General features: G+C 39.1%; 11 protein-coding genes and 1 other RNA gene. 3 read left to right on the forward strand and 9 right to left on the reverse strand.

What is annotated here, in order from left to right; all coding sequences use genetic code 11:
- Positions 1-7: 7 nt before the first annotated feature.
- Together fabF and N0B48_RS10955 are read right to left on the reverse strand one after the other, a co-directional pair.
- Positions 8-1,252 carry a beta-ketoacyl-ACP synthase II gene (gene fabF, locus N0B48_RS10950; protein WP_259838844.1) on the reverse strand — a complete coding sequence of 415 codons (1,245 nt, stop codon included), beginning with the start codon at positions 1,250-1,252 and terminating at the stop codon, positions 8-10.
- 33 nt (positions 1,253-1,285) lie between these two features.
- Positions 1,286-1,525 carry an acyl carrier protein gene (locus N0B48_RS10955; protein ID WP_002976354.1) on the reverse strand — a complete coding sequence of 80 codons (240 nt, stop codon included), beginning with the start codon at positions 1,523-1,525 and terminating at the stop codon, positions 1,286-1,288.
- A gap of 447 nt (positions 1,526-1,972) precedes the next feature.
- On the opposite strand from N0B48_RS10955, the gene N0B48_RS10960 reads away from it, so the two are divergent.
- Both N0B48_RS10960 and N0B48_RS10965 read left to right on the forward strand, forming a co-directional pair.
- Positions 1,973-3,388 (forward strand): aldehyde dehydrogenase family protein, encoded by a 1,416-nt coding sequence (locus N0B48_RS10960; RefSeq protein ID WP_259838845.1) that lies wholly within the window; start codon positions 1,973-1,975, stop codon positions 3,386-3,388.
- A 314-nt stretch (positions 3,389-3,702) separates the two neighbouring features.
- Positions 3,703-4,497, forward strand: a complete 795-nt coding sequence (locus N0B48_RS10965) for a helix-turn-helix domain-containing protein (RefSeq protein WP_259838846.1) — start codon at positions 3,703-3,705, stop codon at positions 4,495-4,497.
- 128 nt (positions 4,498-4,625) lie between these two features.
- Here the strand turns inward: N0B48_RS10965 and N0B48_RS10970 are convergent, their stop codons facing one another.
- Genes N0B48_RS10970 through N0B48_RS10980 form a run of 3 tightly spaced genes read right to left on the reverse strand, consistent with a single transcriptional unit; the run spans position 4,626 to position 7,117 of the window.
- Positions 4,626-5,393, reverse strand: a complete 768-nt coding sequence (locus N0B48_RS10970; RefSeq protein ID WP_259838847.1) for a hypothetical protein — start codon at positions 5,391-5,393, stop codon at positions 4,626-4,628.
- Positions 5,394-5,410: 17 nt separating this feature from the next.
- Complete coding sequence (locus tag N0B48_RS10975) at positions 5,411-6,283, reverse strand: phage tail-like protein (RefSeq protein ID WP_259838848.1); 873 nt, start codon at positions 6,281-6,283, stop codon at positions 5,411-5,413.
- Between the two features lie 18 nt (positions 6,284-6,301).
- Entirely contained in the window at positions 6,302-7,117 is an 816-nt protein-coding gene (locus tag N0B48_RS10980) for a phage tail-like protein (protein WP_259838849.1), read from the reverse strand.
- Between the two features lie 1,042 nt (positions 7,118-8,159).
- Here N0B48_RS10980 and N0B48_RS10985 point away from each other — a divergent pair.
- The gene (locus tag N0B48_RS10985) at positions 8,160-8,729 is read left to right on the forward strand and encodes a Crp/Fnr family transcriptional regulator (RefSeq protein WP_259838850.1); all 570 of its coding nucleotides are present in this window, start codon (positions 8,160-8,162) and stop codon (positions 8,727-8,729) included.
- Between the two features lie 31 nt (positions 8,730-8,760).
- Here N0B48_RS10985 and N0B48_RS10990 read toward each other — a convergent pair whose 3' ends face one another.
- From N0B48_RS10990 to N0B48_RS11005, 4 genes are all read right to left on the reverse strand, one after another.
- Positions 8,761-9,510 carry a M15 family metallopeptidase domain-containing protein gene (locus N0B48_RS10990; protein WP_259838851.1) on the reverse strand — a complete coding sequence of 250 codons (750 nt, stop codon included), beginning with the start codon at positions 9,508-9,510 and terminating at the stop codon, positions 8,761-8,763.
- 192 nt (positions 9,511-9,702) lie between these two features.
- Entirely contained in the window at positions 9,703-11,937 is a 2,235-nt protein-coding gene (locus N0B48_RS10995; protein WP_259838852.1) for a reprolysin-like metallopeptidase, read from the reverse strand.
- Positions 11,938-12,275: 338 nt separating this feature from the next.
- Positions 12,276-12,674, reverse strand: a transfer-messenger RNA (tmRNA) gene (gene ssrA / locus N0B48_RS11000).
- Positions 12,675-12,815: 141 nt separating this feature from the next.
- Positions 12,816-16,649 (reverse strand): FIDD domain-containing protein, encoded by a 3,834-nt coding sequence (locus N0B48_RS11005; protein ID WP_259838853.1) that lies wholly within the window; start codon positions 16,647-16,649, stop codon positions 12,816-12,818.
- Between the last annotated feature and the right edge of the window lie 345 nt (positions 16,650-16,994).

Below are 16,994 nucleotides of genomic sequence, written 5' to 3' on the forward strand. Positions count from 1 at the left end.
ATTGAATTTAGATTTTCTTAAATAGAACGCAAGCGTTGTGCCCGCCAAATCCAAAAGTATTGCTCATGGCTACTTTTACATCTTTCTTCACAGCATTAATGAATGTGAAATTCAGTCTGCTGTCAATGTTTTCATCATCAGTAAAATGGTTGATGGTAGGCGGAACGATACCATGAATAATAGTTCCTAATGCAGCGATAGCTTCAATAACTCCAGCTGCACCCAGAAGGTGACCGGTCATTGATTTTGTAGAATTGATCTGAATATCAAAAGCGTGCTCGCCTAATAATTTCGAAATTGCGTTGGATTCTGCAATATCTCCTAATGGAGTAGAGGTACCATGCATGTTGATATGGTCTACTTCATCAGCAGTTAAGCCTGCGTCTTCCAAACAGTTTTTCATTACCAGATAAGCGCCTAAGCCTTCAGGATGTGGGGCAGTCATATGGTGTGCATCTGCACTCATACCGCCACCTAGCAATTCTGCATAAATGGTAGCACCACGTTTTACCGCGTGCTCATATTCTTCAAGAATGATCGTTCCTGCACCTTCACCTAAAACAAAGCCATCTCTGTCTTTATCAAAAGGTCTTGAAGCAGTGGTAGGGTCATCATTTCTTGTAGAAAGTGCCATCATCGCATTAAATCCACCGACACCACTTGCTGTAACGGCTGCTTCAGAGCCTCCGCACACAATAACGTCTGCTTTTCCTAGCTGGATAATCATCTTGGAATCAATTAAGGCATTGGCTGAAGATGCACAGGCTGATACCGTAGTATAATTCGGCCCGTGAAAACCGTACTCAATTGAAATGTGTCCAGGAGTGATATCCGCGATCATTTTAGGAATAAAGAAAGGGTTGAATCTTGGGATTTCCGTATTCGCCCATCCTAAAACCTCAGTTTCGAAAGTCTCTAAACCTCCGATACCGGAACCCCAAATTACACCGACTCTGTTTTTATCAACATTGTCTTCCATAATTCTGGAGTGTGCTACCGCTTCTCTTGCGGCTACTAGCCCAAGCTGAGTATTTCGGTCCATTTTCTTTGCTTCTTTCTTATCGAAATGCTGCAGCGGATCGAAACCTTTTACTTCGCAAGCGAACTTAGTTTTAAAGTTTGTGGCATCAAAAAGAGTAATCGGAGCAGCACCGCTCTCACCTTTAAGAAGATTTTCCCAGTATTCTTTTGCATTATTTCCAATCGGTGTTATTGCGCCAAAACCGGTTACAACTACTCTTTTTAATTCCATAAACTTTTAAAATTTTCTTTTTGTTGAAGAATATTATTTATTTACTACTTCTTCGATGTAAGCGATAGCGTGACCTACAGTAGTAATTTTTTCAGCCTGATCATCAGGGATTTGAATGTTGAATTCTTTTTCAAATTCCATGATTAACTCAACTGTATCCAATGAATCAGCTCCTAAATCGTTAGTGAAGCTAGCTTCAGGAGTTACTTCTGTTTCTTCAACGTCAAGCTTATCAGCGATGATAGCTTTTACTCTTGATGCAATGTCTGACATAGTAAATTATTTTTTTAATTGTTAGATGGTGCAAATATATAAAATTCTTCACGATAAAACATTTTTTTAGTCTTTTTTGTGGGTAGACTATACTTATTTTATAGTGAGAAGTTTTAGTGTTTTCGTTTTCAGGTATTTATGTTTACTATGCAAATCATAAGTAAAATGGATGGTCGGGGAAGGTAAAGAAAGTGCGTAAATGGTTTGTAGCAGAAGGCTGATCGAATATATTTCAGCCTGAAAAAGGATCAGCTGATGCGGATTAAAAACTAATTTCTTTTTTGTGAAATTTGAGTATTAAAAGATCATTTTAAATTTTCATCGGAGAAACAGACGTTCAATTTTATAGGTTTTGTGAGCTTTTTAGCAAAGTTGAATTGAGCCATGGGACAAAGTACTTCCTTCGTAATTGTAAGAACTTTGTCCTGTAAAATTAAAATAAACAATATGAAACGTATAGAACAAGCTTACATCAACGGTGAATTTGCCATATTACACGGAACAGAAGTATTCGATCTGATTAATCCGTCCAACCATGAAAAAATAGGGGAAGTAGTTTTAGGAGATGAAACCGATACTCAAAAAGCTATTGCAGCAGCGAAAGAAGCTTTTAAAACATTTTCAAAAACGACTATTGAAGAGCGTATTGAAATTCTTAAGAACTTAAAGAAGGCTGTAGAAAATCGTGAAGAAGAACTTATCGAAACCATGATCCTGGAGTACGGCGGAACGCGACAGTTCTGCACGGCAGGCTTCCAAAATATGGTAGGAGCTTTTGAACACATGATTGAAACCCTCCGTGATTTTGAATTTGAAAGGAAAGCAGGGAAAACCCTTGTACAGATGACTCCCATTGGAGTAGTCGGCATTATTACCCCATGGAATTCCAGCAACGGTTTTATATGCAGTAAATTCGCCACAGCAGTTGCTGCAGGTTGTACAGTCGTTGTAAAGCCCAGTGAAATGAGCGCACTTCAGACCCAAATCATTGTAGAATGTTTTCATGAAGCAGGTTTACCAAAAGGAATTTTCAATGTCGTAAACGGATTGGGAAATGTCGTGGGAAATGAAATTGTTAGCCATCCTGATATCGCTAAAATCTCTTTTACCGGTTCTACCCAAACAGGAAAAATGATTGCTAAAGGCGCTGTAGACAGTATGAAAAGAGTAACCCTGGAACTTGGTGGGAAATCGCCCAATATTATTTTAGATGATGCTGATTTTACGCAGGCAATTCCCCAGGCTGTCTTTGGAGCTTATATGAATAGCGGACAGGCCTGTATTGCACCGACCCGTTTACTGGTTCCTCAGTCGAGACTGGAAGAAGTTAATAAAATTGCGAAAGAAACAGCGCTTCAGGTTGTCGTAGGAAATCCTACCAATGAAAATACAAATGTAGGTCCGATGGTTTCTGAAAAACAGTATGAACGCGTACAAAGTTATATTCAGTTAGGTCTGGAAGAAGGGGCAGATTTGTTAGCGGGTGGTATCGGAAAACCGGAAGGTCTTGAAGATGGAAATTTTGTTAAGGCCACTATTTTTACCAATGTCAGAAATGATATGCGTATTGCTCAGGAAGAAATTTTTGGACCCGTACTTTCGATCATCGCTTATGAAAATGAAGAAGAAGCTATTGCAATTGCGAATGATACTCCTTATGGATTGGCTGCTTATGTGACTTCTTCGGATGAGAGTCGTGCCATCAGGGTAGCTTCTCAGATTGAAGCGGGAAGAGTTTGTGTGAATGGTTTTAAACACGATCCGCTGGCACCGTTCGGAGGATTCAAACAATCGGGAATTGGTAGGGAATTCGGAGCATTTGGTCTGGAAGAATATTTGGAACCGAAATCAATTTTGGTGTAAATCATCATTAAAAAATACCTGATTTCGGGAAGATATTTCAGTTTTTATTATGATGTAAGGAAGTCAGAAGCTTGAAGAGGGAAGTTGTTGAAGTCCAAAGATAGAAATACAGATTGTTTTTATTCATCTTTTTAAAACTATTTCAATAAATTTAAAAGGAATTGTTAAGTGCTTACTGCCCAATAGTAACTTCCATCATCCAGCTTCCATCTTCCAACCTTTTAATCTTAACTTTTTATCCCAAACTCAGGTTAAAATATTATATTGAACAGTCAAGTCAGAGTTTTTTGGCTTGACTTTAATTACGAAAAGAAATGTCCGAAAATATCGATTACATCAATTATTCCTGCTACTTCGCCGTTTTTCGTGAAGGGGAACAGTTCGTTTCCTATAATGCTTTGTCGATGGTGATTTCAGGAGAAATGGAACTTAATGATGGCGTTCACCGGAAAATATTCCGGAGTGGAGACGTCTATCTTGTCCGGAAAAATCAATTGTTGAAATTTCTGAAAAAGCCGGGCGAAGAAGTAGGATTTAAATCATTATCGATTAGGTTTGACGATGAACTGCTGAAGGAAATGAGCTTGGAAGAACATTTTGTACTCCCGGAAAGATCAAAAACGTCCGCTTTTACTGATGTTTCAGAAGTAAAACATTTGAAATACTTTATGGAATCTTTGCTTCAGTACCAGGATCTGTTGGAAAACAAATCTCCCGAGCTGGCTCTGTTGAAACAGAAAGAAGCTTTGTTCCTTTTATTTGGACATGATCCGTCATTAAAAAATATTCTGTATGATATTTCTGATCCGCATAAAATAGATCTCGAAGGTTTTATGCAGAAGAACTATCATTTTAATGTAAAGCTGGACCGGTTTGCTTATCTGACAGGAAGAAGTCTCGCAACCTTTAAACGGGATTTTGAAAAAATATTCGGAACTGCGCCAAGAAAATGGCTGCTCGAAAAAAGACTGCAGGAAGCCCGCTACCTTTTGGAAAAAGGAAAAAAGGCGACGGATATTTATCTGGATCTGGGCTTTGAAGATCTTTCCCATTTTTCATTTGCTTTTAAAAAACAGTATGGGTTGCCACCGAGCAGGTTATCCATATAAAATAAAAACCTTCAATAAACGAGTATTGAAGGTCTACAGATTTCTATTAAATGTAATGACAGGTTTTATTCTGCAGGAACTTTATTTTTAAAGGTTAGACTTGTTAATAATATTTCCGGGATTGATAACTACAGTATTTTTTCAAAGCTTACGTTGCTTTCCGCTGTTCCTCCGAACGTATAGCTTGATATTGAGAACGCACTGTTGTCGATGGATATTCTGAAATTTACATTATTATTCACATCCAGAAACAATACCGTATCTGCAGAAACGGCATAGCTGTCCAGGCTTATAAATGCTGCATTAGCAGACATGTACGCTTTTTGTTCCCCATTCACCAATATGGCAATATTGATTTTAGTTCCGGTAAATCCTACGTTGATTCCTCTGAATAAAGTGTTGAAATTGATTCTGTAAATTCCTTTCTGGCGCATACGAAAAGTGTCTGCCGAATGCCGGATCGATAAATGATCTGCAAACTGAGGATCATTAGCCGGAATAGAAAGCGGCAGGTTGTTGGAGCTGCACAAAATAGAAAGACAGGCTGCTGAAGCAGATTCTATTCTGGCACGAGTCCATGTGGTTGCCGTATGTTCAGGGATGAAAGCTTGGTTCCACGAAGAGCCATCATAAACTTTGGTGAGCTGGGCTTTTTTATCATACATAAGCATTCCTTCCATGGTAGGATCGTCATTATATCCGTCCGTTTGGGATGTATTATATTGAGGCAAAGAAGTATTGTTGTCTGCTGCCGGAAGTATTAATACCTTTTTTCCATCCGTATTTTGAAGCTCCAGTTGGGTGTAAGGATTAGAAAGCTTGCTTCCTCCTATGATGATCTGTGCGTTGATAAGAGTACAGGTGATTATGCTGAATAATGATAAATATTTTTTCATTGTTTCGGAATGAAGGATTATTTTAATTTTTTGATATTGATAAAAGTGTCTTTATGACCTGTAGAGCTTGAATACACAGATACTACTGCCTCTGTGGAAACCGATGCGGCTAGCCTTATTCTTGCATTAGCCGGTAAAGTAACTGTTGCAGAAACACTGGCACTTTTATCACCGGCCTGACCTACATCTATAAAAAGACCACCATACTGAAGGGTTTGGCTAAGGGCTAAAGTATTCCAGGTGCTACCATTATCATAGCTCACGTCCAGATTCACCCAATAAGAAACATTATCTCCTAAACCTAAAACACTGGTTCCGCTAAATCCTACAACCCCTGAAACATGATAGAGCCCAGCGGTAGGGATTGTAACGTAGTCGGCTCCTGTTGCCAGATTTAAATTGTTAACCAGCAATTGAGAACGGTTAGTAGTAGTAGATAAAGGAATAATTTTTCTGTTATTGGTTCCGAATAATTGGCCCAGGCTGCAAGTGTTAAGTCCGGGTAAACCAATACATGACCATTGTTCTGAGGTATTTGCTTTTTGGCGGGTTTCAAAAGGATTATAGAATGCACCAAGCTGAAGTGCCGGGATCCAGACAGTTCCGTCATATTTGTAGTACTGTTTGTCTTCTTTGTTGTAAATAATAGCGCCTTCCAATGATGGCAGATCACCGAAAAAATCCTCCTCAAGGTTGTTGTACAAAGGAAAACTGCTGATATTGTCTGCTTTTGTAAAAATAGTGCCCTTTTTAGAATCCTTTATATCCAGTAAAGCATTAGGATGCGGGTTAAAGATTCCCGGAGTATTGGAAATCATTATCTGTGAAGTTGCCCTGATTCCGAATATGATGGTGAAAATCAGACTGTAAACGAGTTTTTTAGTTTTCATTTTATCTTTTTATATCGATTATAGAATGACTTTTTCAAAAATAAACTCACCCGTTCCGTATGTGCTTCTATTTTGGAAAACAGTAGAAGAAGTAATAATCGGAGACAAACCAGATTCCATATAACCCTGGAGTCGGAATTTATCGCCGGCGCTTGCCTGTAATACGATGGAACCATTAAACACCGGATTATAGTCTAATCCGTCATTGGTATCCGTAAATTCTTTATAATCGATAGTGGTGAAATTATTGGGTGCTGCAGAATTTGCTTTCTGAAGTCGAAGCTGGATCAAATCTGTATTGAGCCCCTGAAAAACTGCGTAAGAGCGATAGGTGATTCTGTAGGTACCGGCTTCATTGACTGTAACGATATTCGATGCGATGGATAATTTAATTAAATTCCCTATGAAATCTGATGGACCTGTGCCGGTGAGTGGAATGATTCCATCTGCTGAACATCCGTAAGGAGGAAGAATACCTGATGAGCAGGATAAATTCAGGTCAGAAGGTCTTGAAAAATGAGCCAGATACTGAGGTTGGAGCTCTGCGGTGTATTGATAAACACTTCGCCAGTTTGTCCCGTCATGTTCATAGATGGAGCCATTGCCTTTATTGTAGATAATGGCTCCTTTAAAAGCTTCATCTCCGTCGGGGTCTGCTGCATTTCCTATCTGTGTAACTGTTGGAAGCATGACCGCTTTGGCGGGAGTGGTTGATTTTACATCGAGTATTGCATTGGGATGAGGCTGCTGATCGGCCGGATTGTTGGAAATGCCTACTTGGGCATAAGTACTCAACCCTGATGAAAAGAGAAGAACATAATACATTTTTTTCATATTTGTTTTTTATTGTGAACAGGAAATAAGCTGCCTGAAGCTATGGTGTACAGCTCCTAATCGGAAATATTGATAATTGTGAAAAAAAAATAACTAAAGGCCAGGTGGCGGGCGTGAAAAATAAGAAACGGAAAATCTATTTTCAGAAAGTTGTCTCTGGGTAGAAAGAACTTCGATCTTTTTCGCAAAGTAACACAGCAAAATGACTCTTTTTGAAAAATCTGAAAATATACTTTTCTTTAAGACTGTTTGAAGTCCGGATTTCGGAAATACGGCTTTCAGACAGCGAGTTGTAGAGGTGTGATTAAAACTGGAGTATATATTTTTACCGTTTTCAGGTTTATGATTAAATAGGAGGAAATGTTGACTGGTCGTATTCGGTGAATAAGACTTACAATCAGGAGTACTGAAAAAAAGTAAAGCAAAAACAATTGTTGGGAGACTTTTAAAAAGCTCCCACAATTGTACTGTATATGAAATTGTGCTTTCCATTATTTTTTATTGCCAGGATTCTATACTTTCTTATTCAAAAAAGGAGTTTATTGAAAGTGAAAGACCTTATATCTTACTTTGAAATGTGGCTTCGGATAAAATAATAAGATCTTTTCGGTAGTCAAATATAAATAGTAAAACTCTATAAAAATTTCATCTATCTTAAAATCCATCATATAGTTTTTGATTTTAAAAATCCTTTAAAATATGCTGTTTCAGGCATTTTATCAAGTGGTGGAAATAGGATGTGATCATAATATGGTAATGATTTGTGAAAATCCTGATAAGGTGAAATTTAAAGTTCTACTAATTTTGTAGGGTATACATCTGGCTGGATAAAAAAGTCTCTGGAATTCTATTGAAAGAAAACCTGATTTTTTTTGATTTAATGAATATTGTTTGGCTAATGATGGTATAAAAATAACCCTTTTGAAGACCTTACGATGATCCCGGTAAGGCTTAGATTAGGTTGAATTTTAATCATTTTAAAAAAATCTCTGAAAATTGCTTGTCACTGGGATAGTACATTTTTCGGATCATAAAACTTGACATGAAATTACGATTGTACCTTCAGAATGAAATAGGCCTGATGCCAGAGGCCGTCACAGCACTGGATAATTTATTCGCCTATAAAGAGCTGCCTAAAAACCATATGTTATGTTCCAATGGAAGCCGTTCAAAAGATGTTTTCTTTATAGAAGAGGGATTGGCCCGTTCTTTTTATCACAAGGACGGTAAAGATATTACCGACTTTTTTTATAAGGAAAAGGTGTTTTTTCTGTCGGTGGAAAATATATTTCTTAATAAGGAAGATCATTGTGATTGTGAACTGTTGGAAAGAAGTAAAATAAGAATGGCAAATTACAGCTTACTGGAACCATTTCTGGATAATGTTCCAAAACTGAATTATTTCATGCGTAACAATATGGCTTATCATATTAAACTATTGAATGACCGTTTGTATGATATTCAGTTTCAGTCTGCTGAATACAGGTATCAGAAACTGATGAGGGATTCTCCAGACCTTATTTTGAGGGCTTCTCTGGGACATATAGCATCTTATCTGGGAATTACTCAGCAGACTCTTAGTGTGATAAGGGCGGGCAAAAAACTAAAATAATTTTTCGTTAATATGATTTTAAAGTACTGTTTTATAGTATGATAGGAGTCCTGTATTCGTTCGTGAATTTTTCCTGAACGAGATCTTCGGTTTCAGATAAAATGTCGTCCAGATTATGAGTTGTGTAAATTAATCCCAATTCACCGAGCGCTTTTTTGGTATTCTTTCCAATCTGGCCATCGAGGTTGCCGATTTCTTTCCCAAGTCTGATAAGATTAGCCTGTATCATCGCCTGTTTTTGATTGTCTCCAAAGAAATCCACATGTACTCCAATAGAAAGAATAGCACTTGCTGCCGCTGCTTTGTATGGTTTGAAATTTTTGCCTTTTTTTGCGTTGTAATAATCATAGACGACCTGATGGCTTCCTCTGCATTCAAAATGCCACGCTTCGGAGATGCTTTTTTTAGGTTCATCGATGATGGGTACAACACCATGTTTTTTGGCGATTTTCCAGAAATCAGATAATGAAACTTTAATGGAGCTTAAATCCAGATCAAAAGCCCTTCCCGCTTCATGGAAGCTTCCGCCCGGAGCAGGACTGAAAGCGCTCTTTTTTCCGGATATGTAATCGTTGTGGGATTGTGCCTGCATTTCATAACTTCTGAACAGGTCGCTGAGGATCAGTTTTCCGCCTTTTGCTTTAAGTTCGATAGAAATGTTGATTAATGCAGTATAGGTATCAGCTGTACACTTGGCCATTCTCATCGGTAAAGGAAGAAGATCTCCAAGTTTATTTTTATAGATCGAGATAATCTCAATCGGGAATAAGGGTGATTTCATGATGGTGTATTTTTTAGATGATCAAATTTACCATGCTTATTTCTAATATGAAATACTTCTTTTGTGTGATTTTGTAGTTTTTTTTAATGTATTATGGGGGAAATATTTATTGTACTTAATGGTATAAATGAAAAAGGTTGCTTTCCAATGAAAACAACCTTTTTTATCAAATTTGTAGATTCTTAAATAAGCTTATTCTTTTACCCATTTAATGGTTTTATCCATAGTTTTGGTTTTAATTTTAACCAGATAATCTCCAGTAATTAACTGGCTTAAGTTGAAGGTTCCAACTTTACCTGCGTCTAATTTATTATTCAGCTTACTGAATACTAATTTCCCACTTGTATCATACACGATGATATCGTAGTTCTCATTTGAATTGGTAAATTTAATATTCAGAAGTTCTTTACTAGGATTAGGATAAACCACGAAAACGTCTTTATCTCCGGCTACTTCACTCACAGCCAATACCCGGTTGATTGTGAAATTAATAGGGTTAATATTGTAAAAGACATTACCTTGTCCTGCAACCATAATTCTGGCTTGTGTAGTAGCTATATTAGGAATTGTAATAGTCTCTGAGCCGTCATTTGGCGTAGATGCCAGGATAGTGGTAGGATAAGTAAGGCCTCCGTCTGTAGAAAGGAAAATGCTTACATTGGCGCAATTCACGGGAGCTGCAGTTGTATTGGCTACATTCCATGTAAGAGTCTGAGTAGAATTACCTGCCCAGTTTACGGCTGTAGTGGGCGCTGTAACTGTAAATGGTCCGGAATTTCCGTCAACTGTAACGATTGCATCATCATTGGCAACCCCTGCGCAGCCTGCGTTATTATCTCTTACTGTTAATCTGAACTCCATAGTTCTGCCATATGAAGGTAAGATCTCTCCTCTGGTTGTCGTGTTGTTAATGACATCTGAAAGTTTTGGGAAATATCTGTAGGGAGCAGTTACCGGGACAAATGATCTGAATATAGCAGCATTTCCTGATGGAGCATTCCAGTTACTTGCTAGTCCTACATCGTTTTGTTCCCAGGAATAGGTAAGTGGATTATTTTCAGCATCGGTTGCAGAGCCTGTTAATTTAAATGGAGTCCCTTTAGGGATGGTATAGTTATTTCCTGCATTAACAACCGGGGCTGTATTGGCAACTGGAGTTGTCACCTGGCAGGTAGTTGACTGAACTGTTGTTGTGATCGACTGGAATGAGCGGGTGTGGAAGGTAGGAATACTGTTTGGAGCCAGATTATTGGTGGAGCCACAGATACCGGCATAAGCCATAATAGTGATTCCGCTTCCGGGTTCTACAGCTGTGGCTGCATTACGATTGCCTCCTCCACAACTTCCCGTTGTTGAATTGAATGTATGAGGACCTCCAAACTGATGTCCCACTTCGTGAGCAACATAATCTATATCATAAGGATCTCCAACAGGGTTAGGTGAACCGGTAATTCCGCTTCCTTTGTCGCCGTTACTGCAGATAACTCCCAATCCGGCTAATCCACCACCTCCGGTACTGAAAGTATGGCCTATATCGTAATTCTCGCTTCCTATCAATGCGTCAATCTGAGCTTGACTTTCATCAATTAATGTATACGCATCATCATTACCATTAAAAGGATCGGTAGCAGGATTTGTAAAGATCACATTGGTTTCAGTTGGAACTAATATCAATCTTACAGCTACTTCCTGTTCGTATACCCCGTTTACTCTGTTTACAGAAGTCACAATGGCCGACAGCGTTTGTGCAACAGTAGGTGAAGCTAATCCCGTTGCAGCTTGTGCATATTCTCCGGTACAGGCTACTGCAAATCTGAAAACTCTAATTTGAGTTCCTACGCTTGGAGTTACTGTTTTTTGTGCATTTTTTTTTTCTGATTGGCTGTCTTCGTCTTTTGTTCCACAAATCCTTGGGGTTTTGTCAATCAAATCGCTTTTCTTGTAAATAATATAATTATTAACATTATTTTTTGCATAAGGATCAATATAAGTATCACCCGTTATGACAGACTTTATTTGGGCATGAAACCCTAATTCTGTAAAATCCAACTTAATAGTAGCGTATTGATCATCTACTCCTTGTCCCGTGAAGGTAACCAATTGAGGGAACTTCTGAGCCAATTCAGGAGCCATTACTGAAGATTTCCAGATTCTAAATTTTGCTTTAGTTCCGTCAGGCATCGGGAGCAGGATGATAGGTGCTTTGTCTTTAAGATCAGTATCTTTCAGTTCAGGCACTGAATTAAAGTAGCTTTTCATTCCAGCTACATCTAATGCATAAGTCTGGGACTTTTCGGGTTGTACCGTTCTGTTTTTCGGATCAGCTTTAATAGATCTCTCATTGATTGGGGTAAAAAAATCCTGTGCTTTTCCAAAGGATATGGATAGGATAAATATCCCCAAATAAGATAATTGTTTAATTCTCATATTTTATAATATTTAGTTTCGATGTTATTAAAAAGTAGAAGGTTTTTAATTTAAGACACAATGACCCTTAAAATTAATTAAATCTAGGCAATAAACATAATAAAAAGATAATAATGGATTTTTTTTAGCAGAAACTACCAGTATTGATTAATAATGAAGCTCTTGATGATTGCATGATACTGTGGATAAACATTGCTTGGGACTGTTAATTAATCAGAGTTCAGGATACGGAGGATTTTTGAGATTTACCTTCTGAAGAATATATTCAACACCGGATCAGTGCTGAATGGAGAGATGTTAAATAAAAATCCCTGTAAATGTTTTATTTACAGGGATTTAAGTGGAGTTGGAGGGATTCGAACCCTCGTCCAAACAAGCAATACATAAGATTTCTACATGCTTATTCTACCATTGGTTTTCGACTGAAGGCAGAGGGCAGACACCCAACTTCCAGCTTATCTTCTAAAGTTTTCGAGTTTCAGCCGAAGCATCTGAAACCTTATTTCTACATTCCTATATCTCAGGATCAAACGCCGTAGAACGGAGCATTTGTGAGATATCTTGCTTCCTTACTATCTTCAGGAAAGCGCTTGAATCTTACTTTATTCGGATTAAGCTGCAAGAGCGAACTCTTCGTTGCCAGTTAAAGTTGTGTAGCAAGGGATTTAAGAGATCGCGCTACGGTTCTCTGCATGCTTACTTACCCATTGATCTTGCTGTCGAAACCAGTCAACCCCATGAATAAAGTGAATGCAAAGATAGAGATTTTTGTTTACATACGCTTAATGTCATGCATTGCTTTTGAAATAAACTCAGTTTTTAAAGGAATTATACATAAAACCAGCCGGCAATAAGTACTGCCGGCTGGTGAAGATTGATTAATCTCTGTTTTTTAAAAGAACCCATCCCGAGATTTCTACCGGTTTTTTAGTGATCTTGTCTTCCCAGAATAATCTATACCAATAGGTGTCGGAAGGGAGAGGTCTGTCCAGGTACCTTCCATCCCAGATGGGAGTTTTTGTACTGATTTTGAAAACCACCTTTCCATACTTGTCAAAAATGCTTCCCTCGAAATTTCCATACTTGCTGATTTCAGTGAAATTAATGACATCATTTTTACCGTCGCTGTTGGGAGTGATTACATTCGACATAAAGAAGGTGTAATAAGTGGCGTTCGTTTCACATAATGCGCCTCTGTTTCTTACTTTGATAGAATACTGGGTATTCCTTAGAACATGGGTAAATACATTCGAAGACTGCCAGGTCACTCCTCCGTCAATGGAATATTCCGCAGGAAGATTTCCACTGTTCTTTATATTGATAGTTAAAGTAGGATCTTTATATACGATAGTCAGGATTTCAGGAGTAACAATGTATTTTACGGTAGCCGTAAATGTTTTTGAACAAACACCGTTGCTTATCGTTACAGAATAAGTTCCTGCCAATTCTACATTGATAGTACGTGTTGTTGCACCGGTGCTCCAAAGATAGGTATAGTTGGGGCCTGTTCCCGCGTCCAGTATGGATTTATCGCCTTTACAGATCTCAATATCATGTAATGTGGAAACGATTTCAGGAACTACTTTAATCGTTATGGTGGTTGGTGTTTGTGCTGTACATCCATTAGCTCCGGTTCCTGTTACCGTATAAGTTGTAGTTGTGGTTGGTGACACTATTTGTGTATTTCCGGTGCCGGAAAGTCCTGTCCATGTATAGGTAGCAACGCCTGTTGCTGTTAATGTTACTGATTCTCCCAGGCAGATCGTCAATTTAGGTGCAGAAATACTTATGGCAGGCGGAGTGGTATTTTTTATGACGGTTACAGAGGCCTGATTGGTACATCCTAAAGGCGTTGCGCTGGTGATCGTAAGAGTATAAGTTCCACCGTTGTTGACTGTTGGTGTTAAAGTATTCGCTCCCGAAACAATAACGCCTCCGTTGCTGGTGGTCCATGCAAATGTAGAACCCGGTTGGTAAACCGAAGCAGTAGCATTTAAGGTAACCTGTGGATTGGGACAAGTGATCTGGGCCGGAGAAGCAATATTGACAATAATCGCCGCATCCATAACCACTGTCGCAGATTTTTGATAGACGCAGCCGGCGGGTGTGGTTATCGTAACGGTGTAAGTTCCTGGTGTATTTATAGTATTCGTAGCTCCGTTTACACCATTTGACCAAACAAATGTATTCCCTGTTCCCTGAGCAGATGCGTTGAGTGCTGTTGAAGATCCCTGGCAGAAAGTCAGATTTCCCGTGATGGTAACGTTGGGATTGTTTTCCGATGAAATAGTCACAGACGCCGGTGTGCTGGCACATATTCCGTTCGATCCGGTTAAAGTATAAATTCCCGGACTGGTAATCGTGATGGATGGCGTCGTTGCACCTGTCGACCATGTATTTCCTGTGGCATTGCTTGAGGTTAAAGTAACGCTTCCTCCATAGCAGATCGCTGTAGATGATGCAGTAATAGTCGGTACAGGAAATTGTGTGATGGAAAGCTGTAATTGGGCAACTTTAAAACATGTTGAAGATTGTACACGGACATAGATCGTCGCGTTCCCTGATGCGTAAGTTGTGGGATTCGCAATCGTGTTCGGATTTCCTGCGAGAGCATCTGCCTGATTAACATAATAAGCAAAACTTACCGATGCTGTTGTACTGATGTTCTGCTGTGATAAGGTAAGATCAAAAACAGCCGTTGCCGAGTTAGAGCATTGACTTAAACTCGAATTCTGAACAGTCGGAACAACACCTTGTGTTACGGTTACAGATTTTGTGTATTCGCAATTCGCCGGTGTTTTTACCGTGACGGTATACGTTCCCGGTGCCGTAACTGAAACGGTATTTCCAGTTGCACCCGTAGACCATGTGTATATATTTCCGGTTCCGTTTGAAGAAGCGGTAAGCTGAGTACTCGTTGATTCGCAAAGCAATAAATTTCCGGTAACGTCTACATTTGGATTGCTTTCCTGGGCGATCGTGACAGTGGCTGGAGTGCTTGTGCAGGTTCCGCTTGTGTTGGTTAAAGTGTACATTCCGGGAGAAGTGATGGTGATCGACGGTGTTGTTGCGCCATTTGACCATGTATTTCCCGTTGTAATACTCGATGTTAAAGTAACATTTCCGCCATGGCAGATCGTTGTAGAAGACGTTGTAATGGCTGGAGTGATAGATTGAGTGATGTTTAAGTGTAATTGAGCGACTTTAAAACAAGTTCCCGATTTTACACGTACATATATGGTAGTATTTCCCGAACTGTAAGCTGTCGGAGTTGCAATGGTATTGGTGTTTCCGGCAAGAGCGTCCGCCTGATTGACATAATAATCAAAACTGACATTGGCGGTGGTGCTGATGTTGGTCTGCGCTGAGGTAAGATCAAAAACGGCAGTCGTTGAATTGGAACATTGACTTAAACTTGAATTTTGAACAACCGGAACAGTCCCTTGCGTCACCGTTACAGATTTTGTGTACTGGCAATTGGCCGGTGTTTTTACCGTCACCGTGTAAATTCCGGGTGCCGAAACTGAAATGGTATTCCCTGTTGCACCCGTAGACCAAGAATAGGTATTTCCGGTTCCGTTTGAAGAAGCCGTAAGCTGCGTGGCTGTGGATTCGCAGAGTACCAGATTTCCGGTTATGTCTGCGCCAGGATCTGTGTCCTGGGTAATAGTAACAGAGGCAGGACTGCTTGTACAGATCCCGTTCGTACTCGTTAAAGTATAGGTTCCGGGAGCTGTTATGGTAACCGTTGGCGTGGTGGCTCCTGTAGACCATGTATTCCCGGTAGCATTATTTGAGGTTAGGGTAATATTTCCTCCCGCACATAAAACCGTAGATGAAGGCGTGATAGCTGCGGTTAAGCTTTTATTTCTGAAAACAATAGCATTCGTTTGTTTACACGCATTGATAGTGCCGGTTGTGCTGTTCGGATCGTGATAATTAATGTTATAATAATAGGTAGTCGTAGTATTTACAGTAACCGGTGCCATGATAGGGTTGGTTCCTGTGGCTGCGTTATTAGCGCTGTTAAAATAGGTTACCGTAAAATTCGGATTTCCATTTAATATGCTGGCCGATAAAGTACTGAAGTTGAAAAGAGCAGTGGTGCCACAAATTCCGATTTCCCGTGGAGAGTTGGCATTTGGGCCTGGTGTTCCCGGTGGAATAAACGGATTCGGGGCTGCTGTAGAATTATTGAAAGGGGAAACAAACGTCGCTGTTCCTCCCCATGTCAGGTTAAAAGTATACACCGTTGTAGACCAGTTATCCAGATAGAGATAGTAAGTCTGCCCCGCCACAACATCCATATACCGGCAGTAAGGATCAGTGTTTCCGCCCGCTGATGTTGTGTTGTTGTTGGTCATATTCATTCCTGTGCTGGTAAGGTCGCCGGATGCGTTACACCGGATGGGTGATCCCAGGTTGTTGCAGGTTGCATTGGGTCCGTAAATGGCCCAGTCATAATCCACAGGCCCTGTAGGAACAAGATTAAAAGTAAGTGTACCGCTTGTTGCAATGGTAAATTTGTACCAGACGGAATGATGTTCACCGGATAAGCATCCTCCCACATCTTCGTTGATATTTCCAATTCCGGAAGGGGTGTAATTGATATTAGAGTTTCCGCACACCGTTATAGCCGAGCTACAATCTTCCTGTGCAGAAAGGGATATATAAAAAATGAATAAAAAGAAGAGGAGTAGTTTTCTTGTCATAGTGAAAGAAGTATTTATAGAAAAAAAGTTTTTTAACAAATTGTTATTCCCTTATGAATGAATGGTTTGGGTAGTAGAGGTGTGGGGGTTTATAAGTAAGAAAGGAGTAAGGATGAAAGGAGTGTTCTTTTCCTGAGGTTTCATAGCAGTCTGGTTTTTAGAGTTTTAATAATTACAAATCTATTGAAATAAATTTATTTTAATAGATTTCGGTTATATTTTAAATTAATTTGATAATTAAGTTAAAATTGTAAACATTTTATACTAAAAACAATTAAATAATACTGTTTAAATAATCAATTGAGTTAAAATAATATCGGTGAAAATATTTTTAAAGAATATAAT

The sequence above is a fragment of the Chryseobacterium herbae genome (genome assembly GCF_025154075.1).
Lineage (GTDB): Bacteria > Bacteroidota > Bacteroidia > Flavobacteriales > Weeksellaceae > Chryseobacterium > Chryseobacterium herbae.

Excerpts from the sequence above, each read along its gene's own strand:
- N0B48_RS10985 (WP_259838850.1), top strand. The coding sequence starts at position 8,160 with ATGAAATTACGATTGTACCTTCAGAATGAAATAGGCCTGATGCCAGAG.
- N0B48_RS10980 (WP_259838849.1), bottom strand. The coding sequence starts at position 7,117 with ATGAAAAAAATGTATTATGTTCTTCTCTTTTCATCAGGGTTGAGTACT.
- N0B48_RS10965 (WP_259838846.1), top strand. The coding sequence starts at position 3,703 with ATGTCCGAAAATATCGATTACATCAATTATTCCTGCTACTTCGCCGTT.
- N0B48_RS10955 (WP_002976354.1), bottom strand. The coding sequence starts at position 1,525 with ATGTCAGACATTGCATCAAGAGTAAAAGCTATCATCGCTGATAAGCTT.
- N0B48_RS10990 (WP_259838851.1), bottom strand. The coding sequence starts at position 9,510 with ATGAAATCACCCTTATTCCCGATTGAGATTATCTCGATCTATAAAAAT.
- fabF (WP_259838844.1), bottom strand. The coding sequence starts at position 1,252 with ATGGAATTAAAAAGAGTAGTTGTAACCGGTTTTGGCGCAATAACACCG.
- N0B48_RS10975 (WP_259838848.1), bottom strand. The coding sequence starts at position 6,283 with ATGAAAACTAAAAAACTCGTTTACAGTCTGATTTTCACCATCATATTC.
- N0B48_RS10960 (WP_259838845.1), top strand. The coding sequence starts at position 1,973 with ATGAAACGTATAGAACAAGCTTACATCAACGGTGAATTTGCCATATTA.
- N0B48_RS10970 (WP_259838847.1), bottom strand. The coding sequence starts at position 5,393 with ATGAAAAAATATTTATCATTATTCAGCATAATCACCTGTACTCTTATC.
- N0B48_RS11005 (WP_259838853.1), bottom strand. The coding sequence starts at position 16,649 with ATGACAAGAAAACTACTCCTCTTCTTTTTATTCATTTTTTATATATCC.
- N0B48_RS10995 (WP_259838852.1), bottom strand. The coding sequence starts at position 11,937 with ATGAGAATTAAACAATTATCTTATTTGGGGATATTTATCCTATCCATA.